The sequence below is a fragment of the Roseinatronobacter domitianus genome (assembly GCF_023336755.1).
Lineage (GTDB): Bacteria > Pseudomonadota > Alphaproteobacteria > Rhodobacterales > Rhodobacteraceae > Roseinatronobacter > Roseinatronobacter domitianus.
The window spans coordinates 131754-148666 of the sequence record NZ_JALZWP010000002.1 but is presented as its reverse complement, the minus strand read 5'-3'; the positions used below and the strand labels follow the sequence as shown (position 1 = coordinate 148666).

Annotated in this window: 16 protein-coding genes; 12 read left to right on the top strand and 4 right to left on the bottom strand. The window is 60.0% G+C overall.

Annotated elements, in window-relative coordinates:
- The first annotated feature begins 75 nt into the window (after window positions 1-75).
- From M3N55_RS02790 to M3N55_RS02775, 4 genes are all read left to right on the top strand, one after another.
- A complete protein-coding gene (locus tag M3N55_RS02790) occupies window positions 76-363 on the top strand; it encodes a YggT family protein (RefSeq protein ID WP_249056168.1) in 288 nt (95 codons plus the stop codon).
- On the top strand, window positions 344-2410 hold the full coding sequence (recQ, locus tag M3N55_RS02785; RefSeq protein WP_249056166.1) for a DNA helicase RecQ: 2067 nt from the start codon (window positions 344-346) through the stop codon (window positions 2408-2410). Before M3N55_RS02790 ends, recQ begins: the two co-directional genes overlap by 20 nt.
- Window positions 2411-2485: 75 nt before the next feature.
- Window positions 2486-3016, top strand: coding sequence for an acyl-CoA thioesterase (locus M3N55_RS02780; protein WP_249056164.1), 531 nt, complete (start codon window positions 2486-2488; stop codon window positions 3014-3016).
- A gap of 158 nt (window positions 3017-3174) precedes the next feature.
- Window positions 3175-4161, top strand: a complete 987-nt coding sequence (locus tag M3N55_RS02775; RefSeq protein WP_249056163.1) for a cytochrome-c peroxidase — start codon at window positions 3175-3177, stop codon at window positions 4159-4161.
- Window positions 4162-4260: 99 nt separating this feature from the next.
- On the opposite strand, the gene cls is transcribed toward M3N55_RS02775, so the two are convergent.
- On the bottom strand, window positions 4261-5688 hold the full coding sequence (cls, locus tag M3N55_RS02770) for a cardiolipin synthase (protein WP_249056161.1): 1428 nt from the start codon (window positions 5686-5688) through the stop codon (window positions 4261-4263).
- A gap of 110 nt (window positions 5689-5798) precedes the next feature.
- On the opposite strand from cls, the gene M3N55_RS02765 reads away from it, so the two are divergent.
- From M3N55_RS02765 to M3N55_RS02755, 3 genes are read left to right on the top strand one after another with little or no spacing between them, the layout of a single operon-like run.
- Complete coding sequence (locus M3N55_RS02765; protein ID WP_249056158.1) at window positions 5799-6689, top strand: CPBP family intramembrane glutamic endopeptidase; 891 nt, start codon at window positions 5799-5801, stop codon at window positions 6687-6689.
- 56 nt (window positions 6690-6745) lie between these two features.
- Window positions 6746-7651, top strand: coding sequence for an acetyl-CoA carboxylase, carboxyltransferase subunit beta (accD, locus tag M3N55_RS02760; RefSeq protein WP_249056156.1), 906 nt, complete (start codon window positions 6746-6748; stop codon window positions 7649-7651).
- A gap of 1 nt (window position 7652) precedes the next feature.
- On the top strand, window positions 7653-8921 hold the full coding sequence (locus tag M3N55_RS02755) for a bifunctional folylpolyglutamate synthase/dihydrofolate synthase (RefSeq protein WP_249056154.1): 1269 nt from the start codon (window positions 7653-7655) through the stop codon (window positions 8919-8921).
- A 56-nt stretch (window positions 8922-8977) separates the two neighbouring features.
- Here the strand turns inward: M3N55_RS02755 and M3N55_RS02750 are convergent, their stop codons facing one another.
- Window positions 8978-9403 carry a c-type cytochrome gene (locus M3N55_RS02750; RefSeq protein ID WP_249056153.1) on the bottom strand — a complete coding sequence of 142 codons (426 nt, stop codon included), beginning with the start codon at window positions 9401-9403 and terminating at the stop codon, window positions 8978-8980.
- A 222-nt stretch (window positions 9404-9625) separates the two neighbouring features.
- Between M3N55_RS02750 and M3N55_RS02745 the strand changes: the two genes are divergently transcribed.
- Window positions 9626-10504, top strand: coding sequence for a DMT family transporter (locus tag M3N55_RS02745; RefSeq protein WP_249056151.1), 879 nt, complete (start codon window positions 9626-9628; stop codon window positions 10502-10504).
- On the opposite strand, the gene M3N55_RS02740 is transcribed toward M3N55_RS02745, so the two are convergent.
- Window positions 10501-12414: a serine hydrolase gene (locus tag M3N55_RS02740; RefSeq protein ID WP_249056150.1), complete on the bottom strand. Its 1914-nt coding sequence runs from the start codon at window positions 12412-12414 to the stop codon at window positions 10501-10503. The two genes, M3N55_RS02745 and M3N55_RS02740, sit on opposite strands and share 4 nt — an antisense overlap.
- Before the next feature lie 169 nt (window positions 12415-12583).
- Window positions 12584-13288 carry an HAD family hydrolase gene (locus tag M3N55_RS02735; RefSeq protein WP_249056149.1) on the bottom strand — a complete coding sequence of 235 codons (705 nt, stop codon included), beginning with the start codon at window positions 13286-13288 and terminating at the stop codon, window positions 12584-12586.
- Between the two features lie 92 nt (window positions 13289-13380).
- Here M3N55_RS02735 and clpS point away from each other — a divergent pair, with 92 nt between their 5' ends.
- The 4 genes from clpS to M3N55_RS02715 all read left to right on the top strand — a co-directional run bounded on the left by clpS (window position 13381) and on the right by M3N55_RS02715 (window position 16900).
- Window positions 13381-13716 (top strand): ATP-dependent Clp protease adapter ClpS, encoded by a 336-nt coding sequence (gene clpS / locus M3N55_RS02730; protein ID WP_249056148.1) that lies wholly within the window; start codon window positions 13381-13383, stop codon window positions 13714-13716.
- Window positions 13717-13725: 9 nt separating this feature from the next.
- On the top strand, window positions 13726-14748 hold the full coding sequence (locus M3N55_RS02725; protein WP_249056147.1) for a class I SAM-dependent methyltransferase: 1023 nt from the start codon (window positions 13726-13728) through the stop codon (window positions 14746-14748).
- Complete coding sequence (locus M3N55_RS02720) at window positions 14745-15551, top strand: SDR family NAD(P)-dependent oxidoreductase (RefSeq protein ID WP_249056146.1); 807 nt, start codon at window positions 14745-14747, stop codon at window positions 15549-15551. Before M3N55_RS02725 ends, M3N55_RS02720 begins: the two co-directional genes overlap by 4 nt.
- Before the next feature lie 551 nt (window positions 15552-16102).
- Complete coding sequence (locus M3N55_RS02715; protein WP_249056145.1) at window positions 16103-16900, top strand: hypothetical protein; 798 nt, start codon at window positions 16103-16105, stop codon at window positions 16898-16900.
- Window positions 16901-16913: the final 13 nt, after the last annotated feature.

Here is a 16913-nt window from a genome sequence, read left to right as displayed (position 1 = left end):
TCCAGACAGGCGAAACGGTTGCTCTTGCCGGCCTGCACCCTTAGAGATGAAGCAACCCAATGGAAAAGGCCCAAGATGCTGTCGATCATCCAGATTATCCTGCTTGTGCTGAACGTGGCGCAATTCATCATCATCGCGCATATCATCCTGAGCTGGCTGATAAATTTCAACGTGCTTAGCCTGAACTCGCCCATTGTGGCTTCGATCTGGGACGGGATTAACCGGTTGGTGGAACCCGTTTACATGCGCATTCGCCGTTTCCTGCCCGATCTGGGTGGCATCGACCTTGCGCCGCTTGTTGCACTTTTGGCAATTTATGCAATCCAGATCATTCTGACCAATAATGCTGCCATGTTCATCTGAGGGGACAGACCCGCAGGCCATACTTAAACAAGTATTCGGCTTTGACGGGTTTCGCCCCGGACAGGCCGAAATCGTGGAATCTGTGGCCGCAGGCCAGGATACACTGGCGCTCATGCCCACGGGCGGCGGCAAGTCCTTGTGTTTTCAGCTACCGGCGCTGTGTCGTGATGGAATGACGCTTGTCATCTCGCCGCTGATTGCGCTGATGCGCGACCAGGTGCGCGGCTTGCAGGAGCTGGGTGTGGCCGCAGGCGCGCTGACCTCTGGCAACACCGAAGCCGAGCGCGACGCGGTGTTCGAGGCGATTGACCGGCGGGAATTGAAGCTGCTGTATATCGCGCCCGAACGGCTGGCCTCTTCGGGCACACTAGACCTGTTACGCCGCGCGCGTTGCACGCTGATTGCCGTTGATGAGGCGCATTGCGTCAGCCAATGGGGGCACGACTTCCGGCCCGATTACCTGCGCATCGGCGATCTGCGCCGTGCGCTGGATGTGCCGATGGCGGCGTTTACCGCGACCGCAGATGCTGAAACCCGCGCTGAAATCCTGAAGCGGTTATTTGAAGGGCGCGCGCCGAACATCTTTCTGCGCGGGTTTGACCGACCCAACATCACGCTGAACTTCACTGTAAAGGACAGCCCCCGCAAGCAAATCCTGACTTATGCTGCCGCGCGGCGTGGCCAATCCGGGATCGTCTATTGCGCAACGCGTGCGCGCACCGAAGCATTGGCGCAAGGGCTGCGCGAGGCAGGCCACAACGCTCGCGCCTATCATGGTGGGATGGAGGCGGACACCCGCCGCGCCGTCGAAGAACTGTTCCAGCGCGAGGATGATCTGATCGTGGTGGCGACCGTGGCGTTCGGTATGGGCATCGACAAACCCGATATTCGCTGGGTCGCCCATGCGGATCTGCCGAAATCCATCGAAGCGTATTACCAGGAAATTGGCCGTGCCGGGCGCGATGGCGCGCCTGCCGACACCTTCACCCTATATGGCCCAGACGATATTCGCCTGCGTCGCGCCCAGATAGATGAAAGCCCCGCGCCTCCAGAGCGGCGAGAGGCGGACCATGTGCGCCTGAACGCGCTTCTGGGGTTGGCAGAGGCGGCGGCCTGTCGGCGTCGGGTGCTGTTGTCTTATTTCGGGGAAGCGTCAGAGCCTTGCGGGAATTGCGACCTGTGCGCGCGTCCGGTCAAGCTGTTCGACGCTACGACCCCGGTGCGCAAGGCGTTGTCAGCCATGTTGCGCACGGATGAACGCTTTGGCGTGGGCCATCTGGTCGATATTCTGACCGGTAACGCGACCGACAAGGTCAAGGCGCGCGGGCATGACCACCTGCCGACCTTTGCCGTGGGTCGTGAGTTAAGCCGCGCCAAGTGGCAGGCGGTATTCCGGCAGATGATGGGGCGCGATCTGGTCCGTCCCGATGCCGAGCGCCACGGCGCGTTGCGCATGACCGAAGCCGCCCGACCCATCCTGCGCGGCGAGGCCGAAATCAGCCTGCGCGAGGACACGATCACCACCGCCCGCGACGGACCTGCGGTAAAGGCTCTGGTATCTGACGAGGACGCGCCGCTTTTGTCCGCACTGAAGGCCAAGCGCCGCGCACTGGCTGAAACGGCCCGCGTGCCTGCCTACGTCATATTCACCGACCGCACGTTGATCGAAATGGCAGAAACCCGGCCCGACAGCATGGACGCGATGGCGCGTATCTCTGGCGTGGGGGCGACCAAGTTGGAACGCTATGGGGCAGAGTTCCTGGCAGTCATTACCGGGGCTATGCCCGATGCCCAGCACCCCCAGCGCCGCAAGCTGGCTGGGCGCGAGGCGGGTGCGCTGTTCGATGAGTTGGCCGATATTGCGCGCGGGTTGGAGCGGGGCGAGGGCGGCACGGACAAGCTGCTGACCCTGGCCCCCGCCACCTTGCGCGCGATTGCCGAGCGGCGGCCCGCGAACGATTCGGAACTTGCCCGCATAAAGGGCATGGACGATGCGCGCGTGGACCGCTTCGGCGCGGCAATCCTGTCCTGCCTGCACAGCCTGTGACGCGCTGCTTTACGTCGCGGTGGGGCTTGACCCTGCCACCACGCCGCGCGACCCAAAGCCGCGAAAGGACCGCCCATGTATCCGTTTCTGCGCTTTGCCACCCAAATGCTGAAATACCGCAATGCGCCGCGTTTGGGGTTGCTGGAGACGCATGTGTCGCAGCATCGCTGTTGGCCGTGGGATCTGGACCCGTGGGTCGAGCTGAACAATGGCCGCACGCTGACGCTCTATGATCTGGGGCGCATTCCCATGGCCATGCGCACGGGGTTGGGTGTGGTGCTCCGCGCGAATCGTTGGGGCATCACGGTTGCGGGCAACTCCACACGCTACCGCAAACGCATCCGGGCCTTCGAGCCGTTCGAAATGCGCAGCCGCTGCATTGGCTGGGACGCACGGTTTCTGTATACCGAGCAATCCATGTGGAAGGGCGAGGACTGTGCCAACCACATTCTGATCCGCTCTGCCGTGACCAGCGCCAAGGGAATTGTGCCGACAGCGCAAGTGCTGGCGGCACTTGGGCACGTTGGCGACAGTCCCGAATTGCCCAAATGGGTGCAGGCATGGATCGCGGCCGAGGCGACGCGCCCATGGCCGCCGCAGATGTGATGAATATCTATCTTCAATGCTCAATTTACAATCATTCTAATACTTGATCTGAGTCAAGGTTTGCTCCGATTCTTCACGCTATGGTGATCTTAGACGCGCGAAAGTTTTGCGGCAGGTGTCGTGAAACCGTCAGGAGATGACCGAACATGGAGGCCAAAATGACCCCCCGTAACCTTCCCCGGCTTGGTGCCACGGCGCTTGCCCTTGTGCTTGGCGCAACGGCTGTTCATGCCGAAGATATCGCCGAATATATGGATTTCTTCGAGCCGCTGCCTTATCTGCCCCCCATTCCGGCCGATAACAGCATGGATAAAGTTAAAATCGACCTTGGCCGTATGCTGTTCTTTGAACCGCGGATATCTGCCTCGGGCGTGATTAGCTGCGCGACCTGCCACAACCCGGCTTTGGGTTGGACCGACCGTATTGACCGCGCCGTGGGCCATGGTGGGCAGGTTGGCAACCGCAACACGCCGACCGTGTTGAACTCTGGTTTCCTTGGCTCGCAATTCTGGGACGGGCGCGAGCCTGACCTTGAAGGCCAGTCGCTTGGCCCGATTCAGGCCGATGTCGAAATGAACATGACGCTGGAAGAAGCGATCCAGCGCCTGAAAGAGTTTGAGGTTTACCAAGAGCATTTCGCAACCGCATTCCCGGGCGATGCCGACCCGATCCGCGCCGAAAACGTGGCCCTGTCGATTGCGGCATTTGAGCGCACGTTGAACACGCCCAACTCGCCGATGGACCGTTTCTTGCGTGGCGATGTGCAGGCGATGACCGATCAGCAGGTAGAGGGTATGAAACTGTTCGTCGATGCGGGCTGTGTGGCCTGCCACAATGGTCCGGCCTTGACTGACAGCAACTTCTATCAGTTTGAGTTGCCTAGCTCGAAGGATGAGGGGCGCTTCCTTGTCACGGGCGACGAAGCCGATAAATTTGCCTTCCGCACGCCGACGCTGCGGAACGTGGCTGTGACCTACCCGTATTTCAACAATGGGTCGGTGGACAACCTGCATGACGCGGTGAACCTGATGGCCGAGCAGATGCTGGGTCAGGAATTCACCGAGGATGAAAACGATGCAATCGTTGCCTTCCTGGATGCGCTGACGGGTGAAATGCCCGCAATCGAAATTCCTGCGCTGCCATAAGGCGCCGGACGAAAACGAGCGCGCCGCCCAGATGCGGCGCGCCAAAGTCTCCCAACATCTGCCACCGCCCCGCGCGTCCTCCCACGCCGGGGCGGTTTTTTATAGCAAGGGGCTGGCCAGCGCGATGATGTTGTTGCGCAACCGTCGCCAGAACGGCCATGCCGCGACCGTGGCGCGGTCCAGCGGCACGGCGCGGTCAATATAGCTTTGCTGCCGCGCATCCAGTTTGGCGGAGAAGTCCGGACAGGCCAGCAGCAGCGAATTTTCGTAGTTCAGGTCAAAACTGCGATGGTCCAGGTTGGCGGTGCCCAGCATGCCGAATTGTCCATCAACCGTGATGATCTTGGAGTGGATCAGTCCGGGCTGGAACAGATGCACGCGCACGCCCGCGTCCAGCAATTCGGGGACAAGGCTTTCGCTTGCCGCGCCCACGATGGCGCTGTCATTGCGCGCGGGCAAGACAAGGTCCACCGCCACACCGCGTTCTGCCGCCGAGCAAATTGCCACATGCAAAGCCTGATCGGGGACATAATAGGGCGTGGTCATCGTAAGCCGGTCGGTGGCCGCATAGATCATGGCGCAGAGCGCGTCCGAGGGCGTTGTCTGCACATCGTCCGGGCCAGAGGCGATGACCTGCGCTATAACCTCGCCGGGGCGATTATCGGGCAGCACTTCAGCCAGGATCGCGCTCAGATCTTCTGCGTGATGCGTCATCCAGTCATGCACAAAGACGGCCTGTTGCTGGCGCACGGCCGGCCCTTCCAGCCGCACCAGAATGTCTACCCAAGGCGCGAAGCGGGGCTTGATGGCGAAGGCGGCATCGGCACAGTTGCGACTGCCGACCCATGACAGGTGGTTGTCGATAACCACGATCTTGCGGTGATTGCGCAGGTCAATCCGCCCGAAGGTCAGGCTGACCAAGGGGTTCCCCAAAGGCGCCGCGCGCTCCAGTGCGACGCCTGCCGCCTCCATCTGTCGCCACAAGGGCGACCGGATCAGCGATCTTCCGCCATGGTCATCAATCAGGACCCGGCAGGTCACGCCACGCCGCGCGGCGGCGGCCAGGGCGTGGGCCATGCGGGTGCCGGTGTTATCTGGCAACCAGATGTAATACAGCACATGAACATGGTCGCGGGCTGTTTCGACAGCGTCGATGATGTCGTCCATCATCGTGTCGCCCTCGGGCAATAGCATAAGTTTATTTCCAGAGACCGGCGGAAACTGGCTGGTCGCGTAGCCAGCCGCAAATGCCGGGCGCGCCGGTCCACTGACACTGACGCGCGGTCCGACCTGCCCGATCTGCGCTGCGTTCAGATGGTTCCGAATCTCGCGGATGCGTTCGCGTTGCGCGCGCGCCATGCGGATTTCACCGAACAGGAAATACGCCACCAACCCCACGCCGGGCAGGGCAAGGATGATCGTCACCCATGCCAGCCGGGCCGAGGGCGTCAGGCCGGGGCGCAACAGCGCGCGCACCACGAAGGCGGCTTGTGCGACAAATACCAATAAGACCCAGACCGAGGGCATTGCTGCTCCATAGTTGATTGTGCTTGGCCGCCGTATTTGCTTGAAGCCATATGGCGGGGCCTATCTAGTCCCGACATATAAGAATTTTTCGCCACAAATGGACAGGCCCCATGCCGTTTTCACAAGCCCAAGACCGATTTATCGCACCCGCCCGGTTGCGTCCGCAACTGTGGCGCCTGGGGCTTGGGGTGGCACTTATACTGGTGATCTACATAGCATGGATGGCCGTGATCGGGCTGGGTATGACTTTTGCTGTGGGCCTTGCGGGCGCTGAACAGGCGATGGGGCAGGTGGGCGTCGGGTCGTCACCCCTGTCCATTCTTGTGCTGCTGGCCACATTCGGCGGGTTGGTTTTGGGCACATTCGCCGCCGTGCGCTGGGTGCATAAACGCTCGGTCGCCAGCCTGTTCGGCCCGCCTGACCTGCTGTGGCGCGATTTTGGCGTGGCCTTTGGTGTCTTCATGGCGGTGTCACTGCCGGGGATTGTCTGGGTCGTCGCCTCTGGCACGCTGACGCCGGGGGTGCCCTTTGCGACTTGGGCTATCTTTGTCGTGCCGGTGCTGCTGGGCCTGTTGCTTCAGACCGGGGCCGAAGAAATTGTTTTTCGTGGCTACCTGCAACAACAGCTTGCCGCGCGCTTCGCGGCGCGCTGGGTGTCGTTTGTGTTTCCGTCCATCCTGTTCGGTCTGTTGCACTATGCGCCTGCTGAAATGGGGCAAGGAGCGTGGCTATTGGTGGGCCTGACTGGGTTCTTCGGTTTGCTGATGGCGGACCTGACCGCGCGCAGCGGCTCGCTTGGGTTGGCATGGGGCATGCATTTCGGTAACAACATTCTGGCCATCCTGATCTTCACCACCGGAGAGGCGCTGGACGGGGTTGCCCTGTTCCGCTTGCCCTTTTCGCTGACAGACCCCTCCAGCGTGGCGGGCCTGCTTGTGGTTGATCTGGCGGGACTGGTGCTGGTCTGGGCCTTGTTGCGGCGCTACCTGCGGGGTCGCTGATTGCATTTGCCGCAGGCTTTGCTTATCTCGGACCAAAGTCTGCGCAGGGATGCAAGATGAACTGGATCACCAACTACGTTCGCCCCACGATCGACTCGTTCTTTACCAAGCGCGAGATGCCCGAAAATCTTTGGGAAAAATGCCCCGAATGTGGGACCATGCTGTTTCACCGTGAACTGACGGACAACCAGCAGGTTTGCACCAATTGCGGGCATCATATGGCGCTGACCCCGCGTGAGCGTTTCGCCAATTTCTTCGATGGCGGCCTGTATCAGGAAATAGAGGTGCCGGCACCGCTGCCTGACCCTTTGCAATTTCGCGATCAGAAGAAATACCCTGACCGCATGAAAGCGGCGCAGAAGGCAACGGGGCAGAAAGAGGCGATGCTTGTGGCCGAGGGCGAGGTGCTGCGCACCAAACTGGTCGCTGTGGCGCAGGATTTCAGCTTTATGGCCGGGTCGATGGGCATGTATGTGGGCAATGCGATTATTGCCGCCGCTGAACATGCCGTGGCGCGCAAACTGCCCTTGGTGCTGTTTTCTGCCGCGGGCGGCGCGCGGATGCAGGAAGGCATCTTGTCGCTGATGCAGATGCCGCGCACCACTGTCGCGATTGATATGCTGCGCGAGGCCGGTCTGCCCTATATCGTAGTTCTGACGCATCCGACCACCGGCGGCGTGACCGCCAGTTACGCCATGCTGGGCGATGTGCAGATCGCGGAACCCGGCGCGCTTATTTGTTTTGCCGGGCCGCGCGTGATCGAACAGACGATCCGCGAAACCCTGCCCGAAGGGTTCCAGCGCGCCGAATACCTGCTGGATCATGGCATGCTGGACCGCGTGACGCCGCGCAAAGAGCAGCGTGCCGAAATTGCCACTGTCCTGCGCATGCTGACCGGGCAAAGCGCCGTGGTGCATGGCGATCTGCCGCCTCCGTCTGCTGCTTCTGCAAGGGCCGATTAAGATGACCACCGGGTCCGACGCGCTTTTGGCGCGGATGATGGAATTTCACCCCAAGATCATCGACCTGACGCTGGATCGTGTCTGGCGCTTGTTGGCGGCCTTGGACCATCCCGAACGGCGCTTGCCGCCGGTCATCCATATTGCCGGCACCAATGGCAAGGGCAGCACCCAAGCCATGATCCGTGCCGGGTTGGAAGGGGTTGGGCTGTCGGTTCACGCCTATACCAGCCCGCATCTGGCGCGGTTTCATGAACGTATTCGGCTGGCGGGCGATTTGATTGCTGAAGATACGCTAAGCGCCATTCTGGACGAATGCCTGCACGCCAACGGCGCGGACGCGATCACCTATTTCGAGATCACGACCTGTGCAGCGCTTCTGGCCTTTGCCCGCACACCGGCCGATTACACGCTACTAGAGGTCGGGCTTGGTGGGCGGCTGGACGCGACCAATGTGGTCGAGACACCCGCGCTGACCATCATCACCCCGGTCAGCATGGATCATGAGCAATATCTGGGAAATACGCTTGGCAAAATCGCGGGCGAGAAAGCCGGTATCATGAAACGCGGTGTGCCTTGCGTGGTGGCCACGCAAGGGGATGAGGCTATCGACGTGATAGAGGCGCGCGCCGCCCGTCTGGGCGCGCCGCTGATGGTGCAAGGCCAGCATTGGCATGTCATGACCGAAGCCGGAAGGCTGGTTTATCAGGACGAAACCGGGCTTCTGGACGTGCCGTTGCCGCGTTTGGCTGGGCCGCACCAAGTGCAGAATGCCGGAACCGCGATTGCGGCTTTGCGTGCACTTGGTCATGGGGCCGGAGCAGACGCCGCCGTCACCCGCGCCGAATGGCCTGCTCGGATGCAACGGTTGCGCCAAGGTCCGCTGGTGGATGCCCTGCCGGGCGGTACGCTTTGGCTGGATGGCGGCCACAACCCGGCTGCGGGGCAGGCGATTGCATCTACGCTCGCGGCGCAGGGCGACCGCCCGCTCTGGATGATCTGCGGGATGCTGAACACCAAGGACGTAACCGGCTTTATGCAGCCTTTGGCGCCACATGCGCGCAGGCTTTATGCGGTGTCTATTCCGGGCGAGGCCGCGACGTTAAGCGCGCAGGCCACGGCCGAGGCCGCGCGCGGCGCTGGCATAGAGGCCGTTGAGGCCGAAAGCGTTCTGGCTGCGTTGCAGGCAATCGCCGCAGAGGATTCCTCGGCGCAGGTTCTGATCTGCGGGTCGTTATACCTTGCGGGGAATATCTTGCGCGAAAACGGTTAGCCACCGCGCATGAAAAAGGGGCCATGCGGCCCCTTTTTGGTGTTCGTCCATTTGGCCTATTCGGCGCCGAACTGCGCCAGATAGGCATAGATGTCTTCGGCGGAACCACGCAGGCGGTGGTTCATGTTCGAGCGTGCCCGCGCATCGCCGGTTACTTCGCGCAGGTAGCCGGTCGGATCGTTGACATAGGCGACGAAATTTTCTTCGGTCCAGGTGATACCGGCTTCGCCAGCGGCTTGTATGGCGCTGGAATAACGGCTGTAGCCGTCATATGCCCCTGCAACGCGCCCGGCGACGCCCCAAAGGTTCGGGCCGGTCGGCGCGACACGATGAATCACGTCGCCATCGGGCGAGGCAACACCGTGGCAGCTTGCGCATTGGCGGAAATTACTTTCACCTGCGGCGGCATCTCCGCTGGCTTGGGCTTGTGCACTCATCGGCAGGGCGCAAAGGGCAACAATCGTGGCGGCTTTAAGCTTCATCGGATCCTCTTCCTTAATGGCTTACAGTCGTCAGAATACGGTTGAATACCGGACAACGTGGCCACCATACCCTACAAACGCAATTTCGCAACGTTCTAAATATGAAATCTTGAATATACCTATTCGATTGTGGGGCGCAGCATAGCCAATTGCGGGCTGGAAACCCTGCCGGGCAGGCTGTATCGATTCACATGTGCAGTAAGCTGGTAGAAAGGCCCCGCCATGGATATTCGCGCGCTGATGATGGGGCTTGCCTTTGCCTTTATGTGGTCTTCCGCCTTTGCGTCGGCCCGGATCATCGTGCAATCTGCACCGCCCCTTATGTCGTTATCGCTGCGATTCCTGATCTCTGGCCTCATCGGGATCGCCATTGCAAGGGCGCTGGGCCAGACATGGCAGCTTACCACGGCTCAATGGCGCGCAATTTTTGTCTTCGGGCTGTCACAAAACGCGCTTTACCTTGGTTTGAACTTTATCGCCATGCAGACCGTCGAGGCCTCTCTGGCTGCGATCATCGCGTCCTCGATGCCGCTTTTGGTCGCCTTTGCCGGATGGGCCTTTGCCGGCGAACGGCTGCGCCCGCTTGCCGTTGCTGGTCTGGCCGCTGGCTTTGGCGGTGTTGCGCTTATTATGGGCGCGCGGATGGGCGGCGGGGTGGACCTGTATGGCGTGGCGCTTTGCGTCGCAGGCGCGATCGCGCTGACGGTGGCCACGCTGTCGGTGCGCGGCGCCTCGGCGGGTGGTGGTAACCTGTTGATGATCGTGGGTTTGCAAATGCTGGTTGGCTCTGCTCTGCTGGCAGGGCCGGCGCTTGCGCTGGAAACCTTCGATGTCGTCTGGTCATGGCAGCTTGGTGCCGCCTTCAGCTACACGGTGCTTATTCCCGGCCTTGCCGCGACATGGGTCTGGTTTCTGCTGGTTGGGCGGATCGGTGCCGTGCGTGCCGCGACCTTCCACTTCCTGAACCCGTTTTTTGGTGTTGCGGTTGCGGCACTGCTGCTGGGCGAAAGACTTGGCCCATATGACGTGATTGGCGTGGCGATTATTATGGCCGGTATCCTTGCGGTGCAGCGATCCCGCGTTGTCGTGAAACCGATTTAGGGCTGGTCAACCGCGCAATCCATTCCGCGTGCGGATAATCTGGCGCAGGCCCGACCGGCTTCGGTTTGGGTTAAACCGGCAAAGCTGGCTTCGAACCGCCCGCTTACCTGTCGAACCCGGCTAACACCGCTGGCAAGAGCCTGAGATTCTGCCATGCGCACGGTAATCAAGCTGCGTTCGGCATCGTGACGGGAATTGAACACGCCCAGCGAAACCCTCCAAAGCCTGCCTGCATCAGAGGTCGATATCCGGCTGATGACCTGTGGCGTCTCTGCATTGAAGCTTTCCGCGACCATGGCCGTGGCAAGATCCTGACCTGATGTGTCGCTTCGCGTCAGAATGATCCCGGTTTCCGCCGGAAGAGCGGGCGCTGCCGCTACGTCCAGATCGGCGTTCAGGTTAAGCGGCGTGTCGACAGGTTCCGGCAGAAAGGATTCGGGCGCGCCGGTCCATAGCATTTCTGGTGCCGGGCCTTCGTCTTGTGTGAGAGCGCCCTGTAATGCCACCGGGTCGGGTCTAACCTCGGTGCCGCCGTCCATGTCGGACGTAACGGGGGCGCTTGCCATTTCGATTGTATCTTGGGTGGCGTCGGCAAGCTCAACAAGATCGGTCGAGGGCAGGTCTTCGCTCGCGCCGCCATCTTGCGCGACCGCATCCAGCGCCTCTATATCTGCATCTGGCTCCAGTGCAGCGAGGTCTTCGGGGGTCGCAACAGTGAACCCTGCGGCTTCCGCCACGGCCAAATCCAGCGCCTCTGTAATCTCTGCCGTTTCGGTTTCTGCATCGAACACGGGGCGGGGCGGGGGGGTTATTTCAAGTGCTTCGGGCGCAAGCTCTGTCAGGCTCAACTCTGCTGCTGTTTCCAGGACCGACGCATCGACGCCTTCCGCAACCGCCACAAGCAATTCCTCTGGCAATTGCGGGGTAGGGCGTGGACGCGGGCGCGGGCTTTTGCGCACAGCCGTAACAAGACGAATCGTCTTGGCGCCAGCATTGGGGTCATCATCGCCATTCTGGGGCTTGGAGGCGACAAGGGTGCTACGTCCTTGATAAGCTGGAGTTGCGGGTTTGCGCACCGCCACACGCGACTTGGCACGGCTGAACCCCATATCCAGCAGTTCCGCGACGCGGGCATTGCGCGCGGCTGTCGAAGACCCGCCGAACATGGTGGCGATGACATGCTTTGACCCGCGTTGGGCAGACGCCGTCAGGTTAAATCCTGCCGCGCGCGTATAACCGGTCTTGATGCCATTGGCGCCTTGATACGCGTCCAGAAAGCGACGGTTGGTATTGGGCACATTGGCCACGCCCGCGAAATCGGACCGGCGTGAGAAGATGTTGAAATATTGCGGGTAGTCGAAGAACAACTGTCGCCCCAGAATTGTCATGTCGCGCGCGGTCGAGACATGGCCAGACTGGGTAAGCCCATGCGGGTTCTTGAAGGTGGTGTTCTGCATTCCCATCGCACGAGCGGTCCGGGTCATGCGGTCTGCAAATGCCTCGACACTGCCGGAAATGCCCTCGGCAATCACGACCGCGGCATCATTGGCAGAGCGCAGCGCGGCGGCCCGGATCAGGTAGCGCAGCGAAATCCGCTGGCCTTCCTTCAAGCCAAGGCAGACACATTCCGCCCGTGTTGCGCGTCGGCTGACCTTGAATTTCGTGTCCAGACCGACTTCGCCGTGTTTTACCGCTTCAAATGCAATATACAGCGTCATCATTTTGGTCAGCGAAGCCGGATGCAGCCTCGTGTCATGATTGCGGGCGTGGATTACCTCGCCATTGCGAGCATCCATCACCATCGCTGCATAGGGTGCGGCTGAAAGCGGCGAAAGGGCGGCGACAAGCCCCCATCCCAGCACCAAAATGCCAAGCCCCACGCGCCGCATGACCTGCGCCTGCATATTCATGCCTCTACCTTTGTCCGCTTATTTTTATGCGGTTTTAACTGCTCATAGGCAGGGTAACATGAACGCTAACAATGGAAAAGCATGTTTATTCAACATGTTTTGGCAGGTTCTTAATGCGATCTGCGCGCAGGTGTAGGGGTTGATCTTGGCCTTGGCGCAAGATGCTGCGTCAGCATCCGTCGATCCAGCCCACAAGGTCCGGCAATTCGCCCAAATGTCGCAGGGTCCGAAATCGGTCATGCGCAAAAGGCGGCTCGGCGTGTTCGATTTCCCATTCCAGCCCGTGGGGGACGTGAACGCCCCATGCGCCAGCCATAATCGGGGCCACCACATCAGAGCGCATGGAATTGCCAGCCATTAACGCTTGTTCGGCCCCGTCGCCATGGCGGATGAAAATCCGGGCATAGGTTTCCGGCGTTTTCTCTGACACGATTTCGATTGCATCGAACAAGTCGCCCAAAGACGATTGGGCCAGCTTGCGTTCCTGATCCAGCAAGTCTCCTTTTGTAATCAAAACCAAGCGGTGTGACGGGGCCAGTGCGCGGATACTTTCTTCCGCATGAGGCAGCAGTTCAATCGGATGGCGCAGCATCTCCTGCCCCGCGCTCAGGATTTCTGCGATGACAGCGGCGGGAACGCGTTGGTCCGTCACCTCTATTGCGGTTTCTATCATCGACAGCATGAACCCTTTTATGCCGTAACCATACCGCGCAAGGTTGCGTTTTTCCGCCTCCAGCAGGCGCGTCATAAGAGTCTCACGCTCGGTATACTCTGCCAGAAGCCCGGCAAAATGGTCTTGGGTCAGCCGAAAGAAGCGTTCATTGTGCCAAAGCGTGTCATCCGCGTCGAAGCCGATGGTTGTGATCCTGTCCATGACGTCTCCGGTTCGGGGAGGGGTTTTCAGAGGGGTGACTCGCCCTATATTCCCCGCTATAGCAGCCAGAATAAACCAAGCGGAAGAGCGTGATGCAGTTTGCCCCAACCATGACAGAGGGTGATGGACCGCAGAATGATGACGCGGTCGTCACCAAGACGAAAACCCGCACCCAGCGGCCCCCGATGTATAAGGTCATGCTGCTGAATGACGACTACACGCCGATGGAATTCGTCGTGCATGTGCTGGAGCGGTTTTTCGGGATGTCGCATGCCATGGCGTTCGACATCATGCTGACGGTGCATAAAAAGGGCGTTGCGGTGGTCGGCGTCTTCTCGCATGAAGTGGCCGAAACCAAGGTCGCGCAGGTGATGGATTTTGCGCGCCGCCACCAGCACCCGCTGCAATGCACGCTTGAAAAAGAATAAACGCGCTTCATGCCCTACAATCCTGTGACCTTGGCCGCCCCGGCCCCGCGCGCCGAGCGCATGTCTTATGCCTTTTCCGAAGGCCTTGTGCTGCCCGATGGCGCGGTCACTATATTGCGGCCTCATGCCGGCGAAGGGTTTGACCCGGTAGAGGTTGACCGCATTCAGATGGTGCAAGGCTTTCGCCCCGACCATGACGCGCTTGCAGCCGCAGGCTTCAATGTGAGTGTGAGGGCTGAACCCGCGCCAAGCGTTCTTGTCTGCCTGCCGCGCGCCAAGGATCATGCGCATCTGCTGATCGCCCAAGCCGCTGCCTTGGCAGGCCAGATGGTGCTGGTGGACGGGCAAAAAACGGACGGCATCGATTCTATTCTGAAAGCCCTGCGCGGGCGTGTGGCCGTGAACAGTGTCTCTAAGGCGCATGGCAAACTCGTGTGGTTCGACCCTCGTGGTGTCGATTTCTCAGACTGGACCAGCGGCGCACAAACCGTGCCGACCGAATTTGGCCCAATGACCACCGTGCCGGGCCTGTTTTCCGCAGATGGTGTCGATCCGGCGTCGCACATGCTGGCTGGCCTCTTGCCGCCAGAGCTGCCCGCCCGCATGGTCGATTTCGGTGCTGGATGGGGTTATCTGTCGGCTGCAATTCTGGCGCGCAGCGGGCCAGAGGTGTTGCACTTGGTCGAGGCTGAACATGACGCGCTGGCGGCCGCGCGCGCCAACATCCGCGACCCGCGCACCCAATTCCATTGGGCGGATGCGACCAGTTTTGCGCTGCCAGACTCCCTTGGTGGTATTGTCATGAACCCGCCGTTCCATGTCGGGCGTGACGCACGGCCCGAACTTGGTCTGGCCTTCATCGCCAATGCCGCGCGCGCTTTGGGCACGCGTGGCCAGTTATGGCTGGTCGCCAACCGCCATTTGCCCTATGCCCCTGCGCTGGAAGAACGGTTCGTGCATCTGTCGGTTCTGGCAGAAGATAACCGGTTTCGCGTCTGGCATGCCAAGCAACCGCGCAAGGTGAAACGATGAGCTTTTCGATATCGGGCAAGACCGCCATCATCACCGGGTCCGCCAACGGGGTGGGGCTGGCCATTGCGCGGCATTTCATAGACCAAGGCGCGAATGTCGTCATGGCCGACCGGGATGAAGGCAAACTGAAATCCGAGGTTGCCAAGATGTCGGGGGCCGATGAACAGGCGATCTTCTTTGCCGGCGACCTGCGCGAGCGTTTGACCATCGCCAACCTGCTATCGGCCACCGTGGATGCGTTTGACCGCGTGGACATCTTGGTAAATGCCACGCGGCAATGCTTTCCGTCCGATCCGCTGGATGACCAGAGCGACACTGTCGAGGAAGCCTTGCAGCAAAACCTGCTGGCCAGTCTGAAACTAAGCCAGCTTGTCGCCAAGCGCATGATTGCGCAGGCCGAAGACGATCTCGACATAAAAACCGCCGGGTCCATTGTGAACCTGTCGTCTATCGCCGCGCGCCGCACCCAGCCGGAACTGATGGCCTATTCCATCGCCTCTGCGGCGCTTGACCAGATGACACGGTCGATGGCCGTGGCTTTGGCCGCGTCGCGCGTGCGGGTCAATGGCGTTGCGCTTGGGTCGGTCATGAGCGCTAATCTGAAAGACCAGATGCAGGCGAATGACGATTACCGCGAGCGGATATTGCACCACACGCCGATGGGCCGGATCGGCGCCGCGTCAGAGGCAGCCGAGGCTGTGCAATTCCTCTCCTCGGACGCCGCGGCCTTCATGACCGGGCAGATCGTGACCATCGACGGCGGGCGCACGCTACTGGACCCGGTTTCGGTCCCGGCGCATTAGGGTAAAAAAGGGTGACGGTTGCCCGCCACCCTTTTGGTTTCAACAAGCCTCTCGGACCGCCATCGCCTAGCCCAGAAGCAATTTATCACTACCCGGTCGGATTAGCGGCTACGCCAATGGGCGCAGACATGCTCGACCCGGCCAAAGCGGACGCGCTCATACGCGTTCACAAAGACACCTGTCTTCATGCCCAACTCCTTATGAGAGGGGTTGAAAAGAGGCGCGAGAACTGTCAATATCATGGTGTTGAGTCGATGATTTGACGGGCTCGCGCCTGCTGATTGCCGCTAAGAGGGCCGGTCGCTTAATTGCTGACCGGCTTTTCTCTTTTAGTCCCCCTGCAACGCCGTGCGGCAAACGGAGCAGAGCTCTGTGGGTATGGTCATAGCAATCTCCACTATATCTGGGCTGCGCACCCTTATCGCAACATACAGGGATTTAGAGGTCCGTCAAGCGGCAAGGAGAGCCCTAGCGCCAAAAAATAACACTAACGCCTTCCCTAACCTCAAGCCGTATGATACAACTATCCTCATTAGGCTATGGAGGCTGACATGGACGAGAGAGAAATCGGAGCAGACGAAGGGGTGCAAAGCAAGCGTCCGCGCAGCCCATCCTTTCCTTACCTAGATATTGATACTGCCGTTGACTATGCCGGTAAGCTCTACGCTGCCGCAAAATCGGCAGAAGTTAGGTTGGCCGATGTGGCCGCCGCTTGGGGTATGGCACCTAAGAGTGGTTCGTTAGCGAGATATGTTTCGGCTCTATCTCAATACGGTTTGATCGATACAATGGGTGCGAATGATGCTCGACGTATCAAGATCAGCGCAGCCGGTAAGCGAATTCTTGATGATCAACGCCCGGGTGTCAGAGAACAACTGAGGTCAGAAGCGGCTTTGAAGCCGCGAATTATTCGCGGACTTTTCTTTGGGGAGGCCGACATGCCTCACTGGGGCCGGGATCGCCCTAGTGACAGTATTGCAGAGAGCGCATTGAAGTTTGATTTAGATTTTGGCTCTGATGCCGCTAAAAGGCTTCTTTCTGTCTACGATGCCGCTATCGATGCGATCTTACATGACTTTGATATCGTCAACGAAATTAATGAAGAAGAGAAAGAACCTGTAGAAGCCGAGGTTAGTGAGTCTTCAATTCGTGTCGAGGTCGAAAAGCAACCTGCATCTCCACCTTCACCTGAAGTTAAAGCTGAGGCTGCTCCTGTGGACACGGGACTAAACAAGATTCACTTTAGAAGTGAAGACGGGAAAACAATTTATCTCTCCGCCAAACTTGATCTTGAAGGACTCGATCTCCTTGCGAAGAAGATCGAAGCGTTCAAGTTGTTGGTTACTTAGCTCCTGTTTCGAC

What these genes read in the sequence shown, in the direction of transcription:
- cls (WP_249056161.1), bottom strand. Translation starts at nt 5,688, where the DNA reads ATGCCCTCGGTCTGGGTCTTATTGGTATTTGTCGCACAAGCCGCCTTC.
- clpS (WP_249056148.1), top strand. Translation starts at nt 13,381, where the DNA reads ATGCAGTTTGCCCCAACCATGACAGAGGGTGATGGACCGCAGAATGAT.
- M3N55_RS02775 (WP_249056163.1), top strand. Translation starts at nt 3,175, where the DNA reads ATGACCCCCCGTAACCTTCCCCGGCTTGGTGCCACGGCGCTTGCCCTT.
- M3N55_RS02745 (WP_249056151.1), top strand. Translation starts at nt 9,626, where the DNA reads ATGGATATTCGCGCGCTGATGATGGGGCTTGCCTTTGCCTTTATGTGG.
- recQ (WP_249056166.1), top strand. Translation starts at nt 344, where the DNA reads ATGCTGCCATGTTCATCTGAGGGGACAGACCCGCAGGCCATACTTAAA.
- M3N55_RS02790 (WP_249056168.1), top strand. Translation starts at nt 76, where the DNA reads ATGCTGTCGATCATCCAGATTATCCTGCTTGTGCTGAACGTGGCGCAA.
- accD (WP_249056156.1), top strand. Translation starts at nt 6,746, where the DNA reads ATGAACTGGATCACCAACTACGTTCGCCCCACGATCGACTCGTTCTTT.
- M3N55_RS02755 (WP_249056154.1), top strand. Translation starts at nt 7,653, where the DNA reads ATGACCACCGGGTCCGACGCGCTTTTGGCGCGGATGATGGAATTTCAC.
- M3N55_RS02750 (WP_249056153.1), bottom strand. Translation starts at nt 9,403, where the DNA reads ATGAAGCTTAAAGCCGCCACGATTGTTGCCCTTTGCGCCCTGCCGATG.
- M3N55_RS02735 (WP_249056149.1), bottom strand. Translation starts at nt 13,288, where the DNA reads ATGGACAGGATCACAACCATCGGCTTCGACGCGGATGACACGCTTTGG.
- M3N55_RS02765 (WP_249056158.1), top strand. Translation starts at nt 5,799, where the DNA reads ATGCCGTTTTCACAAGCCCAAGACCGATTTATCGCACCCGCCCGGTTG.
- M3N55_RS02715 (WP_249056145.1), top strand. Translation starts at nt 16,103, where the DNA reads ATGGACGAGAGAGAAATCGGAGCAGACGAAGGGGTGCAAAGCAAGCGT.
- M3N55_RS02725 (WP_249056147.1), top strand. Translation starts at nt 13,726, where the DNA reads ATGCCCTACAATCCTGTGACCTTGGCCGCCCCGGCCCCGCGCGCCGAG.
- M3N55_RS02720 (WP_249056146.1), top strand. Translation starts at nt 14,745, where the DNA reads ATGAGCTTTTCGATATCGGGCAAGACCGCCATCATCACCGGGTCCGCC.
- M3N55_RS02780 (WP_249056164.1), top strand. Translation starts at nt 2,486, where the DNA reads ATGTATCCGTTTCTGCGCTTTGCCACCCAAATGCTGAAATACCGCAAT.
- M3N55_RS02740 (WP_249056150.1), bottom strand. Translation starts at nt 12,414, where the DNA reads ATGAATATGCAGGCGCAGGTCATGCGGCGCGTGGGGCTTGGCATTTTG.